The following is a 17,277-nucleotide window of genomic DNA, read 5'->3' on the forward strand; positions in this document are numbered from 1 at the left end:
ATGTCGAAGTCGCCGCCTCATTTTGGCCCGATGCCGGGCATCGCGCCGGGCCACGAGTTTGGCAACCGCCTGGAGCTGTGGGGCGCGGGCGTGCACCGCCAAACCCAGGCGGGCATCAGCGCCCGGCAGGGCGAGGGGGCCGAAAGTATCGTGCTATCAGGCGGTTACGAAGACGACGAAGACCTGGGAGCGGTCATTATCTACACCGGCCGGGGCGGGCGCAGCGCCGAAACCACCCAGCAGGTAGCCGACCAAATCCTGACCGGGGCCAACCGCGAGCTGGCCCGCAACATCGTGCTGGGCCTGCCCGTGCGCGTGACGCGCAAGGTGACGGAAGCTGGCCGCACGTTTTACCGCTACGCGGGCCTCTACCGCATCGTGCGGCACTGGGCCGAGCCGGGCAAGTCGGGGCATCGCGTGTGGCGCTTCCGATTGGAAGCTATACCTGAGCAGTCCGGAACCGCTGAACCTGCGGCAGCCCCGGCGGCAGCGGGTGCTAAGGCTACCCTGTTTGCGGCAGAAAATGAAGTCCAAGAGCCGGCGGCAGCCTACGGCCCCGCGCCGCGCCGCGAAACCACGACCCTGCGCCTAGTGCGCGATACGGCCGTAACGCGCCAGGTAAAGGTGCTGCACGACTACCGCTGCCAAGCATGCGGCGTGCGCCTGGGCAGCGCGGCCGGGCCGTATGCCGAGGCGGCGCACATCCGACCGCTGGGCGCGCCGCACCACGGGCCTGATGTGTTGGCCAACGTGCTGTGCTTGTGTCCTAATCACCACGTATTGTTCGACTTGGGCAGCTTTGGCGTGGCCGATGACGGGGCGCTACTCGGCTTGCCGGGGCAGCTCCGGCAGCACAAGAAGCACCTTATCGGGGCTGATTTTCTGGCGTATCACCGGGCGCATTTCTACGCGCCCCAGGCGGAAGAGAGCGCGCTGTGAACAAGTCGATTCCGCCCTTCGGCCACGTCGGCAGTGCCCGACCGGGCGACCTTTTTCACTCACGCCTTGAACTCTCCCTATTAAAGCAGCACCGGCCGCGTCGGGCGGGCGTGTGCGCCACGGCCGCCGAGGGCGCGGAAAGCATTGTGCTGGCCGACCAGTACGAGGACGACGAAATTCACGAAGCCTATTTCTGGTACGCCGGCCACGGCGGGCGCGACGCCAAAACCGGCCGCCAAATAGCCGACCAGACACTTACGCCCCGCAACCGCGCCCTGCTGCGCAGCCAGCAAACCGGGCGGCCAGTGCGCGTATTTCGGCGCATCGCGCCGGGCGGCGACTGGCAGTTTCGCTACGAGGGGCTGTGGCGGGTGGTAGCGCACATATATGGGCCGGGGCGGTCGGGCTTTCGGGTGTATCGCTTTCGGCTGGAGCCGTTTATCTAAGCTATTAGCTAACAGCTGATAGCCATTAGCTTTTTTCATGACTGACCCCATTCAAACCTACGCCGAGCAGCACTCCGAGCCCGAGCCGCCGCTACTCTACCAGCTCTGGCGCGAAACCCACTTGCAGCTTTTGATGCCGCGCATGGCCACCGGCCACTGGCAGGGCCGGCTGCTGAGTATGCTCTCGCATTTGCTAAAACCACGGCGGGTGCTCGAAATCGGCACCTTCACGGGCTACGCCACGCTGTGCCTGGCCGAGGGGCTGGCCGAAGGTGGGCATATCCATACCATCGAAATCAACCCCGAGCGCGAAAGCCGCATCCGGCGCTACGTGGCGGCGGCGGGGTTGGCGGCGGCCGTGACGCTGCACATCGGCGCGGCGCGCGATGTTTTGAGCAGGTTGGTCGGCGAAGTGTGGGACTTGGTCTTTATTGACGCTGATAAGATTAACAATGGCCAGTATTTTGAGCTGGTAATAAACCAGGTGAGGCCGGGTGGGCTGCTCATCGTGGACAACGTTCTTTGGGGTGGGAAAGCGCTGGCCGACTACCCCTTGAAGGCCAACGACCACGATACGCGGGCCGTGCGCGCCTTTAATGACCAGGTGCAGCGCGACCCGCGCGTGGTGCCGCTGCTGCTGCCCGTGCGCGACGGGCTGCTGCTGCTGCGCCGGGTGTAGTCAGGTGTTGGGTATTAGGTGTTAGGTACTGGGTGTCGGATGTTTGGGATTAATCGCTAGCCTTTTCATTAATTACATACCCAACACCTAAAACCCAATACCCAACACCTAAAACCCAGTACCTAAACCCCAACACTCCCAAACCCCTACCCTACTCTTCTTTCTGTTTCTATGCGATTTTTACTTTTCACGGGGGCGGCCTCGCTGGTGGCCGTGGCGGCGCAGGCCCAAAGCCCGGTGCGCGGCAAGGTGCTCGATGGCAAAGACCAGAGCCCGCTCATCGGGGCCAATATCGTGCTCACGCACCTGCCCGACTCGGTGAAAACGGGTACCGCCGTGGGCCAGGATGGCTCATTTCAGCTCGACAACGTGGCCCCGGGGCGCTACCTGCTCACGGCCTCGTTTATCGGCTACAAAGACCAGCAGCAGGCCCTCACGGTGCCCGCCGGCGGGCAGCCAGTAGCCGTGGGCAACCTGGCTTTGCAAGTAGGCGGCACGGTGCTGAAAACCGTGGAAGTAACCGGCCAGGTGGTGCAGGTGCAGCGCGGCGACACTACCAGCATCAACGCCAAGTCATTCAAGGTCAATCCCGACGCCTCGGCCGGCGACCTCATCAACAAGATGCCGGGCATCCAGGTTGATGCGCAGGGCAAAACCCAGGCCCAGGGCGAGCAGGTGCAGCAGGTGCTGGTCGATGGCAAGCCCTTCTTCGGCACTGACCCCGACGCGGTACTCAAAAACCTGCCCGCCGACGCCATCGATAAGGTCGAGATTTTTGACCAGATGAGCGAGCAAAGCCGCTTTTCGGGCTTCAACGACGGCAACACGCAGAAGACGCTGAACATCATTACCAAACCCGCCTTTCGCAACGGGCAGTTTGGGCGCTTCGTGGGCGGCGTGGGGCCCAATGGCGGCGAGAGCGTGAAGGGCACGCGCTACCGCGCTAGCCTGAACCTCAACGACTTTCACGAAAACCGCCGCGTGACGGTGCTGGCCCAAAGCAACAACGTGAACGAGCAGAACTTCGGCACCGACGACCTGCTGGGCGTGGTGGGCGGGGGCGGCGGCCGGGGCGGCGGGGGCAACGGCGGCGACTTCCTGGTGAGCCAGAACGGCGGCATCAGCAACACCAATGCGGCGGGCCTCAACTACTCAAACTCGTGGAACAAGAAAAAAACCGAGCTCACGGGCAGTTACTTCTTCAACCGCTCCAACAACGCGCTCAGCAGCAGCACCAACCGGCAGTTTACCAACGCCAACGGCACGCTCTACCGCGAGGGCTCGCTCTCGAATAGCATCAACTATAACCACCGGGCCAACTTCCGCTTTGAGCAGCAGATTGACTCGGCCACGTCGCTGCTGTTTCGGCCGCGTTTGTCGTGGCAGCAGAATGAGTCTGGCCGCTCGCTCGACGGGGTAACGTCGAGCGCGGGCACCGTGCTGAGCAACATCAACACGCTGTATAACTCGAATAACCGGGGCCTTAACCCCGGTGGCGACCTGCTGCTGCGCCGCCGCCTGGGCAAGCGCCCCGGCCGCACTATCTCGCTCAACCTCAACGGCTCGTACACCGACCGCGAGGGCTCGACGCTGCTGCGCACGGCCAGCACGACTACTAATCTCAACCAGCAGTCGCAGCTGACGCAGAACAGCGGCAACATCGGCGGCAACCTGGCTTATACCGAGCCGCTGAGCCAGCAGTCGCAGTTGCAAGCCAACTATTCGCTCAACTACGCGCCCAATAACTCAGACAAGCGCACCTACAATTTTGAAGCGGCCGACCAGCGCTACTCGCGCCTCGACACGGCGCTGAGCAACGTTTTTAACAACCACTACCTCACGCAGGGCGGCGGGCTGAGCTACCGCTACAACAACCGCAAGGTGCAGGCCTCGGTGGGCCTCACCGGGCAGGTGGCCCAGCTGCGCGGCGACCAGACTTTCCCGGTGAATGGGCCGGTGAACTACACGTTCTGGAACATTTTGCCGCAGGCCATGCTCATGTTCCGGCCCGACCGCACGCACAACGTGCGCGTGTTCTACCGCACCAACACCAGCGCGCCGAGCATCAACCAGTTGCAGGCGGTAGTTAACAACTCCAACCCCTTGCAGCTGACTATCGGCAACCCGCAGCTGGAGCAGGAGTACCAGCACAGCCTGGTGGCGCGCTACACGGCGTCGAACCCCGAGCGGTCGAGCAGCTTTTTCAGCTTGCTGTCCGGGTCTTTTACCCAAAACCCGATTTCGACGCGCACCATCGTGGCGGCCCGCGACACCACGTTTGTGCCTCAGAATGCGCCCGAGGCCATCACGCTGCCGGCCGCCGGGCAGCTCACGCAGTCCATCAACCTGCAAGGGCAGTACTCGCTGCGCGCGCTGGCCAACTACGGGCAGCCGTTTTTTAATAAGAAACTGAACGCCAACGCCAGCCTGGGTGGTAGCTACAGCCAGACGCCGGGCGAGGTCAACGGCCGCCTCAACTACGCCCGCAACCCGGCCTTGACGGGCGGCCTCACGCTGAGCAGCAATATCAGCGAGCGGCTCGACTTCACGCTGTCGTCGAACTCGACCAAGAGCTTCGTGCGCAACACGCTGAATACGCGTCTGAACAGCAACTACTTCAGCCAGATTACGCGCCTGCGCCTGAGCTGGATAGTAGGGCCGGGTATCTCAATACAATCCGACGTAGCGCACCAGATTTATCGCGGCCTGAGCAGCGCCTACAACCAAAACTACGCGCTCTGGAACGCCTCAATTGGCAAGAAGGTATTTCCCGGTCAGCGCGGCGAAATCAAGCTCTACGCCTTCGACCTGCTCGGCCAGAACCGCGCCATCCAGCGCAACGTGACGGCCGCCTACGTGGAAGATGTGCAAACCACGGTGCTACAGCGCTATTTCATGCTGATGTTCACCTACAACATTCGCTCGGCCAATATGACGCTGCCCACCAACCAGGAAGGCGGCCCCGAAGGCGGCCGGCGCGGGCGCGGCGGCTTCGACGGGCCAGGTGGCGGCGGTAGGCCGGGCGGTGGTGGGCCTCCCGGTGGTGGCTTTGGCGGCCCTCCCGGCGGCTAGGCGGCTTTTAATCTGTTAAATACGAGACGTTGGCCCCGAGGCCTGAGAAACAGCTTTACCTTGCTGGAGCATCTCAGGCCTCGGGGCCAACGTCTTTTGGTTTACTTCCTTTTCCTTTTTTCCTAACTACGCATGACACCGCAAGACCTCATTCACACTGCTTACGCCGGTTTTAACGCCCGCGACATCCCGGCGGTACTGGCTACTTTTCACCCGCAGGTGCGCTGGTCGCGGGCCTGGGAGGGCGACTACGCCACGGGCCACGACGAGGTGCGCGCCTACTGGCAGCGCCAGTGGCAGGAGTTGGACCCACACGTGGAGCCCACGGCTATCCGGGAGCGGGAAGATGGCCGGCTGGAGGTAGCCGTGCATCAGGTGGTGCACGATAAGCAAGGGCAGTTGCTGTTCGATGGCCCCGTAAGGCACCTCTATACCCTGCAAGATGGCTTACTCAAGCAAATGGACATCGAGCAGGTGGCGCCCAACACCGAAACCGCCTAACAAAACGGAGCGACTGGCTACGTCGGTACCGGCGGTTTGAGCTGGGCAACAGTAGGTTCGGCGGCCTCGGGAGGCGAGCAAGATGCCAAAGCCACGACAAACCAGGGCCGGGGCGGCCCCGATGGCGGCGGCCACCCAGCCGCCCGGTTTTGCGTATGGCTGGGTTGTCGGGGCGGACGGCTACGCTGCACCGGCCCATTTTTTAATAGTATCTTGCCAATTCCCGCGAGGGAAATCACTGGCTGGCTTCTTGGTATGAAAAAAATTTTCCCGGCACTGCTGCTGGGGCTGGCGAGCCGCTCGGCGCTCGCGGTGGCCCCACCTACCGTACCCGCGACCATCGACGTGATGGGCCTGCGCCTGACGCTCGACTACGAAGCCCGCCAGCTGGTACAGGCCAAGGTAAACAGCCTGTGCCGGCACCAGGCCTCGCTCGAAGCGCGCATCGCGCTGGCCGAGTCGGCCTTTCCGCTCGTGGACAAGGTGCTGGCCGAGGAGGGCGTGCCGGCCGATTTTCGATACTTGGTATTGCAGGAAAGCGCCCTGAACGGCAACGCCGAAAGCAAGCACGGCGCGGTGGGCTACTGGCAGTTTAAGCGCGAGACCGCGCTGGACTACGGCCTGGTAGTAGACCGCCAGGTAGACGAGCGCCGCCACCTTACGGCCAGCACCCGCGCCGCCGCCCGCTACCTCACGCGCAGCAACGGTAGCCTGCACAACTGGGTCAACACGCTACTCAGCTACAACCTGGGTATCAGCGGCGTGCAGCCCTACACCCGCCCCTCCGACGCCGATGCGTCGCGCATGAGCATCACGGCCGGCAGCAGCATTTACATCCTCGATTTTATTGCCCAGAAGGTGGTGTTTGAGCCAGCCTGCGCGCAACACACGGTGCCCTTCACGCCGTGGCGCGAGGTGCCCGCCACGCCCGGCCTCAGCCTCAGCCAGCAAGCCGCTGCCTTCTCGGTAGACCCCACCGCCGTGGCCCGTCTCAACCCTTGGCTGCTCGCCTCGAAGGTGCCCACCAACGGCCGCACCTACACGTTGCTTGTGCCGCTGGGCGGCACGGCCACTCCCCCGCCCCTGCTGGCTACCAGCAGCTCAGCCCCGCGCCGGGGCCAGCGCCCGGCCGCCGCGCCTACGGTGGCAGTGGCTACCAGTTATTTAACTATCAATGGCCTGCGCGCGCTCATCGCGCAGCCCGGCGACACGCCAGCTTCGCTGGCGGCGCGGGGCGGGGCCAGCGAGGGCTTTTTTATGAAAGTAAACGAGCTGTCGCGCAATGAATTATTGATTCCGGGCTCGCCCTATTTCTTCGAGCGCAAGCGCGACGCGGCCGAGCAGGAATACCACATCGTGCGCCCCGGCCAAAGTTTGACGGCCATTGCCCAGCATTTTGGCGTACTGCGCCACGCCCTGATGGCTTACAACCACTTGCACGTGGGCGAGGCCGTGCAGCCGGGCCTGGTGCTGTGGATGGCCCACGTGCGCCCCCGCAACGTGGCGGCCGAGTACCGCGCCCTGCCGGGCAGCCGCCCCGCGCCGGTGGTAGTGGCCCAGCGCCCGGTAGCGCCGGCCCCAGAGCCCGCAGAAATAGAGGAAACCGCAGAAGCCGAGCAGGCCGAGGAAATAGCCGCCATCAACGAGCTGCCCACCGAGGTGCCCGGCGCGCCGGTACTAAGCTTGCCGAACGCCCCGGCGCGGCCGGTAGCGGTGGCCACCCCGGCGGTAGTAGTCCCGGCTCCCCGGCCGGTGGTTCGCCCGGCGCGGCCGGTGGCCTTGCCTACTGCGGTGCCGGTAGCCGTAAACACGCCCGCCCCCGCTCGCCCAGTTGCTGCCAGCGGCACGGCTTACACCGTAGCCCCGCGCGAAACCCTGTACGGCGTGGCCCGCCGCCTAGGCGTGCGCCCCGCCGAGTTGGCCGCTTGGAACAACCTCTCGCCCACGGCGGCCCTCCAGGTGGGGCAAGTGTTGCGCGTGGGTTCTGGCAGTAGCACGCCGCCGGTGGCCCAGGCCCAGGCCGATACCTATTATGCCCATACCGTGGCCGTAGGCGACACCTTCTTCAACATCTCACGGCGCTACGGCTGCTCGGTAGCTGAGCTGCAAGCCAGCAACGGCCGAGCCGAGCCGAGCCTGCGCGTGGGCGAAGTACTGCGCGTACCTATCCACTAGGCAGCGCGGGGCGGGCTAGCTGACATTTGATAATTGATAATTAACCACTTAAAGCCAACCAGGTGCACCCAGCTCGGCCTGCTGCTGGCGCACTAGCCAGGCGCGGGCATCGGGCTCCTTTTCAAAGAATGCCACGTGCAAGCCTATCTCGGCTATTTGCTGCCGCATGTGCAAGGTAAGCGGCTCGGCTAGGTGGCTTTTGTGCTGGTCGCCTACCCACCCGGCCACGTATACCGGGCCCCCGAGGTGCTGCGTGGCCAGCGGCGCGAAAGTGCTCATTAGCCAGTGCCCGAAGGTGGCGGCCGGCCAGATGCGCAGGCGCAAATCGACCTGCCAAAACCGGCAGCCCGCCCGCACCGCCTCGCTTAGCAGGTGGTAGTAAGAGTCGATAAGACCGGCCGTGAGCAGGGGGCGGGCCCACACGGCCCGCAAAATACCGGAGCTGGGCTCCACGATAATGGTGATGTCGTCGTTGCGGGAAGCTGGCACAGAAGCGGGCGGAAAAAGTGAGGTAGCCTAAACGAATGCAGGGGCATACGCTAACCTCAACTTTTAAGGCGCTAGGAGCATCGGCTGCCGATGCGCACAGCCTGCTACTACGGGCTAATCAACAAGCAATTAACACCTGAGCCTGGCCAGCGCTTTTTTTGCGCTACAATCGAGTTACGACCACGGCGCGGTAGGCCGCCGCCCGCCCGATGGCGCGCTTCAGGTCGTCTTGCAGCGCCCGGCTGCTCACCCGCTTGGGGTGCGGGTCGAGGATGGTGCCGTCTTCGGCCAGCAGCACGGCGGCGGGCAGCTTATTGATGCCGTAGGCTTGGCGCACGGCGGCCTGCTGGGCGGCAGGCACGTAGGCCTGCACGCCGGGCGGAGGCGGCGTGGCCTGCACCACGGTCTTGTTCCAGTTGCCGAGCTGCTCATCGAGGGCCACGCTCACGACGACGATGGGCTGCCCGCTCAGCACCTGCACCAGTTCCTTGAGGTAGGGCTGCTCGTGCTGGCTGGCCGGAAAGCGCGAGTCCCAGAACATGAGGTACACTAGCTTGCCCCGGTAAGTGGCCAGGCTGAGCGAGTCGCCGGTGGTAGTGCGTAGCGGCAGCGGCGGCGCGGGGCTGCCGATAGCGAGCGTGGCGCTGGCCACCTGGGCGGCCCGCAGTTGCTCGGCCCAGCGGCGCGGAGCCCGGCCGGTGGCCTCGTACTCGGCCAGCAGGGCCTGGGCGTGGGCCACGTGCCCCAGCCGGAAGGTTTCGAGCAGCACCCGCCCCAGCACCACGGGGCGCACGGGGCCCTTCAATAGCTGGTCGGCCAGCTGGTAGCAGGCCGGGTAGTAGTCGGGGTCGGTGGGCTGGCGGCCCTGGCTGCGCACCTGGTGGTGCACGTAGTTCAGCAAAAACTCTTCGTAGTGCGGGCTGCTCACCACGCTCTCATTGCCCGGCACCAGAGTGTTATCGGCCAAGAAATCGTAGTAGCCGGCCGATAGCGTGAGGCGTTGCAAATCGCCGGCCGTTTGCTCGCGCAGGTCCACGTAGGTGAGGCGGTCGTTGGCGTAGGCGTAGTTGATTTCGCCCTGGGCAAAGGCCACGAAGGCGGGCGTGAGCGCCCCGCGCCGGTCGGCCTGCCGAAATAAATTAAGCTCGTGGCTACGGCGGTAATCCAGAAACGACAAAAAGGCTTTTTCCAGCAGGTTGATGTTGTCGGGCAGCACCTGGTAGGCCTCGTTGTCGGTGTACTTGGTTTCCGCTTCGCGCAGGTAGTTGTTGGCGTTGGCGGCGTGCTTGTCGGGGCTGCCAGGCAGGGGCGTAAAGTGCCGCGAGGCCGCCACGTTGTCGGCATTAAAGCGAATGGCGACGGCCTGGCCGGGCTCCAGAAACAGGGGCGCTTCCTCGCCTTCGTAGCTCAGCTGTAGCAGGGTAGGGCCACTGATGGGCAGGCGAATCTGAAAATCGCCCTGGGCATTGGTGTGGGCGCGCGCCACGTGCTCGCGCGTGTCAAAAGGCTGGGCCAGCCAGCTGATATTAATCGTGCTGCCGATGTCGTTGTCGACGTGCCCGCGCAGCTCGGCCCCGCCCGGGCTCTGCGCCTGGGCCGCGCGCGCCAGCACCACCACCACGAGCCACCACAGCGTTTTCAAATAAGACATAGGGTAAATAATACGACTAGCAAGCGGCTAAAATAGTACTTTCCGCTCATATACCTGCACTACTCAGTGGTTTATCATACAAAAAGCCGCCGGGCTTGTTTGCGCTAGGCCGGCGCAAGTCAAAAATTGTCGCCAGCTTTGCGGCCTTTTTACCCCGCACCTCCTCCGCAATTTTCCGGTTATGTCGCAGCACAAAGAAGTCAAGCTAGTTACCACCCACCAGATGCTGGCCATGAAGCAGCGGGGCGAAAAAATCTCGATGCTCACGGCCTACGACTACTCGATGGCCCAAATCCTGGACGGCGCCGGGGTGGATGTGCTGCTGGTGGGCGACTCGGCCTCCAACGTGATGGCGGGCCACGAAACGACCCTGCCCATCACCCTCGACCAAATGATATACCACGCCCAAAGCGTGGTGCGCGCCGTGAAGCGCGCCTTTGTGGTAGTGGATATGCCCTTTGGCTCGTACCAGGGCAACAGCAGCGAGGCCCTGCGCTCAGCCATCCGCATCATGAAAGAAAGCGGCGGCCACGGCCTCAAGCTCGAAGGCGGGGCCGAGATAAAGGAAAGCATCACGCGCATTCTCACGGCTGGCATTCCGGTGATGGGCCACCTGGGCCTCACGCCCCAGAGCATCTATAAATTCGGCACCTACAGCGTGCGCGCCAAGGAAGAAGCTGAGGCGCAGAAGCTTATTGAAGACGCGCACTTGTTGCAGGAAATCGGCTGCTTTGGGCTAGTGCTCGAAAAGATACCGGCTGCCCTGGCCAAGCGCGTGGCCGAGGAGCTGACCATTCCGGTTATCGGCATCGGGGCCGGCCCCGACGTAGACGGGCAGGTGCTGGTAGTGCACGACGTGCTGGGCATCACCAAGGAGTTTAAGCCGCGCTTTTTGCGCCGCTACGCCGAGCTGCACGACATCATGACCGACGCTGTGCAGCGCTACGTGGCCGACGTAAAGAGCCGCGACTTCCCGACGGCGGAGGAAGGGTATTAGAGGCTTTTCATCGCCAGCTTTCCAGCTTCAGCATGAAATGCGAAAAAAGCGGGCCAGTGAGGCTTTGCTCCTTAGTCTTGCTGCTGATGGTTGGTTCCTGTTCGCACAGCGAGGTAGCCCACGTTCGGATGAGCCCCGGCAACGTGTTTTCGCGGCTTGATTTTGATAGGGCCGTGGCTTACGATTACAACGGAGAGGAAGAGGAAATTATAAGCGCCGAAGGAAAGCTTGCGTTAAGCATCAATAAGCAGGTTCAGCTGACAGGCCCGCAAGCAGCCCGGATTACGAATATTCTGTGCGATAAGGCATCCTACGGCGGGCCGGTTATGATGTGCTTCATCCCTCGGCTTGGCATCGTATTCTATAAAGGCAGTGTACCAAAAGCGCACGTAAGCATCTGTCTGGAATGTAACTACGCTCATTCGTCGCTGCAAATCCCTCAAGCTGCTGCTGGGTTCAGTGCGGCGGGCAAATCAAGCATCAGCAGCTTCAAAAGCGACATAGGGCTTTGAATTTCAAGTTGGCACTCGCTGGCCTTTAGCTCTTTTAGAAATGTACACGAAATGCCTTTTTCATAGCTGTGGCGGTAGCGAAAGGGGTGTGGCTGGCGGCGATGGTGTTTTTGTCGCGCGCCAGCAACTGGTACAGCCCGGCCGAGGCTACAGCACCGCCCACCGGGTAAGTAGGCGCGCCGCTTTGGCATTCGGCCGCTCTACTTACCTTTGCCCACAGTAGCAGGGGCCCCGACTAGCTGACTAGGTAGTAAGAGTGGCCCGAATGACGCGCGAGCGGCCCCGCGGGCCCCGGCGTTGCCCCTGCCGCCTCCGCTTAGCCCGCCGCCCCCCGACGTGAATCGCCCCAATCTCTGGTCCGAGCAGAACGAAATTCTGTTTGAAGACAACCACTTACTGGTCATTAATAAGCCCGCCGGCATCTTGGTGCAAGGCGACGAAACCGGCGACGAGCCGCTTTCTAAGAAGGCCGAAGAGTACTTGAAGTTCAAGTACAAAAAGCCCGGCGCGGCCTTTGTGGGCGTGTGCCACCGCATCGATAGGCCGGTGTCGGGCATCGTCATTCTGGCCAAAACCAGCAAGGCGCTGAGCCGCCTCAACGAGATGTTTCGCGACAACCAGGTGAAGAAAACCTACTGGGCGCTCACCGGCAAGCCACCCGTGCCCGAGCACGGCACGCTGGTGCACTGGCTGGTAAAGGACACCATCCGCAACGTAACCAAGGCCTATCCCGAGCGCCACACCCAGGGCCAGCGCTCGGAGCTCAGCTACGAACTGCTGGGCCCTGCCGCCAACCGCTACCTGCTGCAAGTGAACCCCGTAACGGGCCGCCCGCACCAGATTCGGGTGCAGCTCTCGACCGGCCTGGGCACCCCCATCGTGGGCGACGTGAAGTACGGCTTCCTCAACCCGCTGCCCGACGTGAGCATCGCGCTGCACGCCCGCCAGCTGGAGATTCAGCACCCCGTGACCAAGGAGGCGTTGAAATTCGTGGCCCCGCTGCCCGACGCTCCGCACTGGGACGCGGCGCGGGCGTTTTACAACTAGGGCTGCTTAGCGGCCGGGTGGTAGTCCAAACCGAAATTTTTGGCGTAGTCGGCTAGTGGCTCTAGGCCCATACTGGCCCGGCGCTCATCCACGTGCGCTTCGTCAGCAATGGGAAAGAACTCGGGCTTGCCAGTACTGGCGTTGTAGCGGTACTGGCTACCATATAGTTGTGGCTTATCCTGAGAGGTCAGTACCCGGTCTTCCAGCAGCACCAGGTTCTGCTTTTCCAGTTCGCCTTTGGCAGCCGCCACCCGCATCAGGGGCAGGTATTTCTGCATGGTGGCCAGGTTGGAATGCTGAATCACAAAGAATGCCGCCAAGCTGCCCGAGCGGCCTACTAATCTTTTGCCGGGCCAGCCATACTGGTCGATAATGTCCGTGACGCGGGGTAGGTTGCGGGCGTCGGCGCGCTGCATCTGCTTCCACAGCGAGTCCATTTGGGGCGATTTGGGGCCGTATTTCTGTTGCGTGGGCGCTATCTGGCGGCGCAGGCTTTGGTCCGATTCCAGAATACTGGTCAATTCGCGCTTTAGTGGTTGGTTTAGCTTGGCCTCGGCCCGCGCCGCGGCGGCTTGCAGCTTGTTCAGCATGGGTGCCCAGCGCTTGTCGGCGTGCAGGGAGTCGAGGTCGCTGTCGGTTTTGAGGTGCTCCGCATTATCCCACCCAGCCTTTATAGCGCGGTTTAGGTTTTGAAACGCCTTGGCCGACTCGCCCGCCAGCGCCCAGCTACAGGCCGCATTATAAAAATCGCCGGCCGCCGGCTGCACCCCCGGCTGCCGGAAACTCTGCTCGTAGCACTGCCCCGATTCCTGGTACCGCTTCCCTTTGTAAGCTGCCAAGGCCTGCGCCCGGAGCGCCGGGAAGGTGGCCTGCGCCTAGGCTGCTGCCGCCCACAGCAGCACCAGCATGGTTACTAACACGTTTTTCATGGTGTAAAGCAACGCAGCAAACCAGGTAATTGGTATGTTCTCTGCATGATGGCGCTGTACTTTCTTAATCCGGCACAAACACTTTTCAGTATTCCTATCGGACACATTTGCCTCCCGTGTAACATTATGGCATTGTGTCTTTCCGGGGCCAATTAGCCTACCCAGGGGCCGTAATTTTGTAGCCCTGATGAACTAAGCCCCGAGCGAATAGCTTCTGCGGGCGGCGCTTCTTTCACGCTTACAACCTTACTGAATGGCTATTCTGGTTTTCTTCGTAGCTCATTACTACTTGTCGCTGTTTACGCAGACGTTTTACCTGCACCGCTACGCGGCGCATAAAATGTTTACGATGAACAAGTTCTGGGAGAAATTCTTCTTCCTGTTCACGTACATCTGCCAAGGCAGCTCGTTTTTGTCGCCGCGGGCCTACGCGCTGCTGCACCGCATGCACCACGCCTACTCCGACACGGAGCTGGACCCGCACTCGCCACACTTCTCCAACAATGCGTTCGACATGATGTGGAAGACCAAAAACATCTACAACGACGTGGTGAACGAGCGTAACGAGCTGGCGCTGCGCTTCGAGGGCGACATTCCGGAGTGGAAGGCGCTGGAAAACTTTGGGGCTACCGCGTATTCGCGCCTGGGCTGGGGCACGCTCTACGTGCTGTTTTACATCAACTTCGCTACGGCGTGGTGGCAGTTTCTGCTGCTGCCGATTCACTTCTTGATGGGCCCGATTCACGGGGCTATCGTGAACTGGGGCGGCCACAAGTACGGCTACCAGAACTTCGACAACCACGACAAGAGCAAGAACACGCTGGCGCTGGACTTTCTGGCCTTTGGCGAGCTGTTTCAGAACAACCACCACAAGCTGCCGATGCGCGTGAACTTCGGCGTGAAGTGGTGGGAGTTTGACCCGACCTACGTGGCCATCTGGACGCTGGACAAGGCCCGTATTATCAAGATTAAGCGCAAAAACGTGCAGCCTAAGCAGCGCGTGCGAAAAATGGCAAAGGCTGCCTAGGTGCATGTAGGGTAAGCTTTAGCTTGCCTTTTCCAGAGACTGGCAAGCTAAAGCTTACCCTACACAAAAAGGCCGAAGTTGAACTTCGGCCTTTTTTATTGGCTTGGTTCTCCGTACCTTTGCGGCCCCAAACCGGGAAATTAATTTCACCCAGACGCACGAGCTGCGTCGCACAACCCCCAAGGTTTATGGCAGTTAAAATCCGCCTCGCCCGCCGTGGCCGTAAAAAGGCCGCGACTTACGACATCGTAGTAGCCGACGCCCGCGCTCCCCGCGATGGCCGCTTCATCGAGAAGCTCGGTACCTACAACCCCAACACCAACCCCGCTACCATCAACTACGACGGCGACCGCGCTTTCTACTGGGTGATGAACGGTGCGCAGCCCACCGAAACGGTGCGCGCTATGCTGGCTTACCGCGGCGTATTGCTACGTCGTCATCTCCAGCTCGGCGTAACCAAAGGCGCGCTGACCCAGGAAGTGGCCGACCAGCGTTTCCAGCAGTGGCTGAGCGAGAAAGACGCTAAAATCGAAGCCAAGAAAACCGGCCTCGTAGACACCAAGGCGGAGAGCCGCGCTGCTGCCCTGGCCGCCGAAACCAAGGTGAAAGAAGCCCGCGCCGCTGCCCTGGCCAAAAAGCAGGCTGACGCCCTGGCTGCTGCTACGCCCGCCCCGACTGCTGAAGAAGCTACCGAAGGCTCGACGGAAACTGCCGAAACTTCGGCCGAAGCTGCCGCCTAGGTTGCTGGTGATTAGGTAACAGGTAAGGAGGTGATTAAGTAGGAAATGGACGGGTTGCCCCGTCGAATTCCGCTTAATCACCTTCTTCTTTTTTCGCGTGGCTATTGCCCGCTTACCTCTTCACCCTCTACCTTCTCACCTCATCACCCCTAGGTTATGACTCTTGACGAATGCTTTGAGCTCGGCTTCATCGTGAAGCCCCACGCCCTGAAAGGCCAGATGGCTGCCCAGCTGGATGTGGACGACGCGGCGACTTACGACAAACTGAAGACAGTGTACCTGGCTTTGCCCGCCGCGCCCACCAAGCTCCTGCCCTACCAGGTCGAGCGCGTGAACCCACAAACCGGCCTGCGCGTGCTGCTCAAGCTGCGCGGCATCGACCGTATTGAGGAGGCCGAGCCGCTGCGCGGGGCCAAGCTGTGGCTGCCGCTGAGCGAGCTACCCGAACTGGGCGACGCGCAATTCTATTTCCACGACGTTATTGGCTTCCAGGTTATTGACGAGAAAGAAGGTGCCCTGGGCGTAGTCGAAAACTTCTACGAGCTGCCGCAGCAAGACGTGCTGGCCATGCGCTACCAGGGCCAGGAAGTGCTGCTGCCCGTGGTAGACGAGCTGGTGAGCCACGCCGACATGGAGAAAAAGCAGCTATTTGTCAACATGCCCGAAGGCCTGCTCGACATCTACATGAACCCGAACGCCCACAAAAATCCCAACGCGGACTAAGTTGTAGGGTAAGCTTTAGCTTGCCTTTTCCATGCTTGGCAAGCTAAAGCTTACCCTACATTTCCCCTCGATGCGTATCGACATCCTCACCTGCCAGCCCGAGCTGCTCGAAAGCCCTTTCGCCCATTCCATCGTGAAGCGGGCGCAGGAAAAGGGCTTGGCCGAAATCCACCTGCACCAGCTGCGCGACCACGCCATCAACAAACACGGGCAGATTGACGACTACGTGTTTGGCGGCGGGGCGGGCATGGTGCTGCGCGTCGAGCCCATCGCGGCTTGGATTGATGAGCTGCAAGCCCAGCGCCCGTATGACGCCATCATTTACGTAACGCCCGATGGCGAAACCCTGCGCCAGCCGCTGGCCAATAAGCTCTCGCTGCTGGGCAACGTCATCATCCTCTGCGGGCATTACAAGGGCATCGACCAACGCATTCGAGACCACTACGTTACGCACGAAATCAGCGTGGGTGACTATGTACTGAGCGGCGGCGAGCTGGCCGCCGCTATCCTGGTCGATGCCGTGGTGCGGCTGCTGCCCGGCGTGCTCGGCAATGAGGAATCGGCCTTGTCCGACTCCTTCCAGGACAACCTGCTGGCCCCGCCCGTGTACACCCGCCCGGCCGAATGGCGCGGCCGGGTCGTGCCCGACATCCTGCTCTCGGGCAACACGCCCAAGATTGAGGAGTGGCGGCACGAGCAGGCGCTGGCTCGCACGCAGGCCAAACGCCCTGATTTAGTAGGTGAATAAGTAAACAGGTGAGTAGGTAAATAGGTAAGAAGGTGATTGGGTGAGCGAACGACTTGAACTTGGGCTTCCTGACACTTCTTCACTTAATCACCTACTTACCTTCTCACCCCATTTGCTTTTTCAGTCATAATTTTCTATCTTTGCGCTCCGTTTCGCAAAATACCAACCTGTGGGCAGCGGCGCTGCCTGCTTTGTAATTCTTTTTTTCGCCATGAGCGTACTACTCGATTTCATCAATGCCGAAGGCCAGGAGCGCCGCGCCAGCTTTCCCAAGTTTGCTGCCGGTGACACCATCAATGTCCACGTAAAAATCCGCGAGGGCAACAAGGAGCGCATTCAGCAGTTCCAGGGCGTGGTGCTGCAGCGCCGCAACCCCAGCAGCAACGGCGAAACCTTCACCGTTCGCAAAATCTCGAACCAAATCGGCACCGAGCGGATTTTCCCGCTGCTGTCGCCCAACATCGACAAAATCGAGCTGATTCGCCGCGGTAAAGTGCGTCGCGCTCGTCTGTTCTACCTGCGCGGCCTCTCGGGCAAAGCTGCTCGTATCAAAGAGCGTCGCCGCGACGTGGTAAAAGCCGAAGTAGCAGCCTAAGCTCCGC

Annotated in this window: 17 protein-coding genes; 14 read left to right on the plus strand and 3 right to left on the minus strand. The window is 61.8% G+C overall.

Annotation, left to right across the window (positions count from 1 at the left end):
- The 6 genes from VFO93_RS09820 to VFO93_RS09845 all read left to right on the plus strand — a co-directional run bounded on the left by VFO93_RS09820 (nt 1) and on the right by VFO93_RS09845 (nt 7,812).
- Nucleotides 1-939, plus strand: coding sequence for a YDG/SRA domain-containing protein (locus tag VFO93_RS09820; RefSeq protein ID WP_325134191.1), 939 nt, complete (start codon nt 1-3; stop codon nt 937-939).
- Nucleotides 936-1,385 carry a YDG/SRA domain-containing protein gene (locus VFO93_RS09825; protein WP_325134192.1) on the plus strand — a complete coding sequence of 150 codons (450 nt, stop codon included), beginning with the start codon at nt 936-938 and terminating at the stop codon, nt 1,383-1,385. Before VFO93_RS09820 ends, VFO93_RS09825 begins: the two co-directional genes overlap by 4 nt.
- A gap of 37 nt (nt 1,386-1,422) precedes the next feature.
- A complete protein-coding gene (locus VFO93_RS09830) occupies nt 1,423-2,064 on the plus strand; it encodes an O-methyltransferase (protein WP_325134193.1) in 642 nt (213 codons plus the stop codon).
- A 171-nt stretch (nt 2,065-2,235) separates the two neighbouring features.
- Nucleotides 2,236-5,136 carry an outer membrane beta-barrel protein gene (locus tag VFO93_RS09835; protein ID WP_325134194.1) on the plus strand — a complete coding sequence of 967 codons (2,901 nt, stop codon included), beginning with the start codon at nt 2,236-2,238 and terminating at the stop codon, nt 5,134-5,136.
- Nucleotides 5,137-5,268: 132 nt separating this feature from the next.
- On the plus strand, nt 5,269-5,637 hold the full coding sequence (locus VFO93_RS09840) for a nuclear transport factor 2 family protein (protein WP_325134195.1): 369 nt from the start codon (nt 5,269-5,271) through the stop codon (nt 5,635-5,637).
- Nucleotides 5,638-5,892: 255 nt separating this feature from the next.
- Nucleotides 5,893-7,812, plus strand: coding sequence for a LysM peptidoglycan-binding domain-containing protein (locus VFO93_RS09845; RefSeq protein ID WP_325134196.1), 1,920 nt, complete (start codon nt 5,893-5,895; stop codon nt 7,810-7,812).
- A gap of 48 nt (nt 7,813-7,860) precedes the next feature.
- Here the strand turns inward: VFO93_RS09845 and VFO93_RS09850 are convergent, their stop codons facing one another.
- Together VFO93_RS09850 and VFO93_RS09855 are read right to left on the minus strand one after the other, a co-directional pair.
- A complete protein-coding gene (locus tag VFO93_RS09850; RefSeq protein WP_325134197.1) occupies nt 7,861-8,301 on the minus strand; it encodes a hypothetical protein in 441 nt (146 codons plus the stop codon).
- A gap of 163 nt (nt 8,302-8,464) precedes the next feature.
- Nucleotides 8,465-9,952, minus strand: coding sequence for a TlpA family protein disulfide reductase (locus tag VFO93_RS09855; RefSeq protein ID WP_325134198.1), 1,488 nt, complete (start codon nt 9,950-9,952; stop codon nt 8,465-8,467).
- 181 nt (nt 9,953-10,133) lie between these two features.
- Between VFO93_RS09855 and panB the strand changes: the two genes are divergently transcribed.
- The 3 genes from panB (at nt 10,134) to VFO93_RS09870 (ending at nt 12,508) form a co-directional block, all read left to right on the plus strand.
- Entirely contained in the window at nt 10,134-10,949 is an 816-nt protein-coding gene (gene panB / locus VFO93_RS09860) for a 3-methyl-2-oxobutanoate hydroxymethyltransferase (RefSeq protein WP_325134199.1), read from the plus strand.
- Nucleotides 10,950-11,026: 77 nt separating this feature from the next.
- Nucleotides 11,027-11,461: a hypothetical protein gene (locus VFO93_RS09865; RefSeq protein WP_325134200.1), complete on the plus strand. Its 435-nt coding sequence runs from the start codon at nt 11,027-11,029 to the stop codon at nt 11,459-11,461.
- A 336-nt stretch (nt 11,462-11,797) separates the two neighbouring features.
- Nucleotides 11,798-12,508, plus strand: coding sequence for an RluA family pseudouridine synthase (locus VFO93_RS09870; RefSeq protein ID WP_325134201.1), 711 nt, complete (start codon nt 11,798-11,800; stop codon nt 12,506-12,508).
- On the opposite strand, the gene VFO93_RS09875 is transcribed toward VFO93_RS09870, so the two are convergent.
- Nucleotides 12,505-13,347, minus strand: a complete 843-nt coding sequence (locus VFO93_RS09875) for a DUF6624 domain-containing protein (protein WP_325134202.1) — start codon at nt 13,345-13,347, stop codon at nt 12,505-12,507. The two genes, VFO93_RS09870 and VFO93_RS09875, sit on opposite strands and share 4 nt — an antisense overlap.
- Before the next feature lie 343 nt (nt 13,348-13,690).
- Here VFO93_RS09875 and VFO93_RS09880 point away from each other — a divergent pair, with 343 nt between their 5' ends.
- The 5 genes from VFO93_RS09880 to rplS all read left to right on the plus strand — a co-directional run bounded on the left by VFO93_RS09880 (nt 13,691) and on the right by rplS (nt 17,270).
- Complete coding sequence (locus VFO93_RS09880) at nt 13,691-14,464, plus strand: acyl-CoA desaturase (protein ID WP_325134203.1); 774 nt, start codon at nt 13,691-13,693, stop codon at nt 14,462-14,464.
- A gap of 188 nt (nt 14,465-14,652) precedes the next feature.
- Nucleotides 14,653-15,204: a 30S ribosomal protein S16 gene (locus tag VFO93_RS09885; protein WP_325134204.1), complete on the plus strand. Its 552-nt coding sequence runs from the start codon at nt 14,653-14,655 to the stop codon at nt 15,202-15,204.
- 156 nt (nt 15,205-15,360) lie between these two features.
- Nucleotides 15,361-15,927, plus strand: coding sequence for a ribosome maturation factor RimM (gene rimM / locus VFO93_RS09890; RefSeq protein ID WP_325134205.1), 567 nt, complete (start codon nt 15,361-15,363; stop codon nt 15,925-15,927).
- 70 nt (nt 15,928-15,997) lie between these two features.
- The gene (gene trmD / locus VFO93_RS09895; RefSeq protein WP_325134206.1) at nt 15,998-16,675 is read left to right on the plus strand and encodes a tRNA (guanosine(37)-N1)-methyltransferase TrmD; all 678 of its coding nucleotides are present in this window, start codon (nt 15,998-16,000) and stop codon (nt 16,673-16,675) included.
- Nucleotides 16,676-16,886: 211 nt separating this feature from the next.
- Complete coding sequence (gene rplS / locus VFO93_RS09900; protein WP_325134207.1) at nt 16,887-17,270, plus strand: 50S ribosomal protein L19; 384 nt, start codon at nt 16,887-16,889, stop codon at nt 17,268-17,270.
- Nucleotides 17,271-17,277 lie beyond the last annotated feature (7 nt).

The sequence above is a fragment of the Hymenobacter sp. genome (genome assembly GCF_035709525.1).
Classification (GTDB): Bacteria; Bacteroidota; Bacteroidia; order Cytophagales; family Hymenobacteraceae; genus Hymenobacter.

Excerpts from the sequence above, each read along its gene's own strand:
- VFO93_RS09820 (WP_325134191.1), top strand. The coding sequence starts at position 1 with ATGTCGAAGTCGCCGCCTCATTTTGGCCCGATGCCGGGCATCGCGCCG.
- VFO93_RS09830 (WP_325134193.1), top strand. The coding sequence starts at position 1,423 with ATGACTGACCCCATTCAAACCTACGCCGAGCAGCACTCCGAGCCCGAG.
- VFO93_RS09835 (WP_325134194.1), top strand. The coding sequence starts at position 2,236 with ATGCGATTTTTACTTTTCACGGGGGCGGCCTCGCTGGTGGCCGTGGCG.
- VFO93_RS09840 (WP_325134195.1), top strand. The coding sequence starts at position 5,269 with ATGACACCGCAAGACCTCATTCACACTGCTTACGCCGGTTTTAACGCC.
- VFO93_RS09845 (WP_325134196.1), top strand. The coding sequence starts at position 5,893 with ATGAAAAAAATTTTCCCGGCACTGCTGCTGGGGCTGGCGAGCCGCTCG.
- VFO93_RS09855 (WP_325134198.1), bottom strand. The coding sequence starts at position 9,952 with ATGTCTTATTTGAAAACGCTGTGGTGGCTCGTGGTGGTGGTGCTGGCG.
- panB (WP_325134199.1), top strand. The coding sequence starts at position 10,134 with ATGTCGCAGCACAAAGAAGTCAAGCTAGTTACCACCCACCAGATGCTG.
- VFO93_RS09880 (WP_325134203.1), top strand. The coding sequence starts at position 13,691 with ATGGCTATTCTGGTTTTCTTCGTAGCTCATTACTACTTGTCGCTGTTT.
- VFO93_RS09885 (WP_325134204.1), top strand. The coding sequence starts at position 14,653 with ATGGCAGTTAAAATCCGCCTCGCCCGCCGTGGCCGTAAAAAGGCCGCG.
- rimM (WP_325134205.1), top strand. The coding sequence starts at position 15,361 with ATGACTCTTGACGAATGCTTTGAGCTCGGCTTCATCGTGAAGCCCCAC.
- trmD (WP_325134206.1), top strand. The coding sequence starts at position 15,998 with ATGCGTATCGACATCCTCACCTGCCAGCCCGAGCTGCTCGAAAGCCCT.
- rplS (WP_325134207.1), top strand. The coding sequence starts at position 16,887 with ATGAGCGTACTACTCGATTTCATCAATGCCGAAGGCCAGGAGCGCCGC.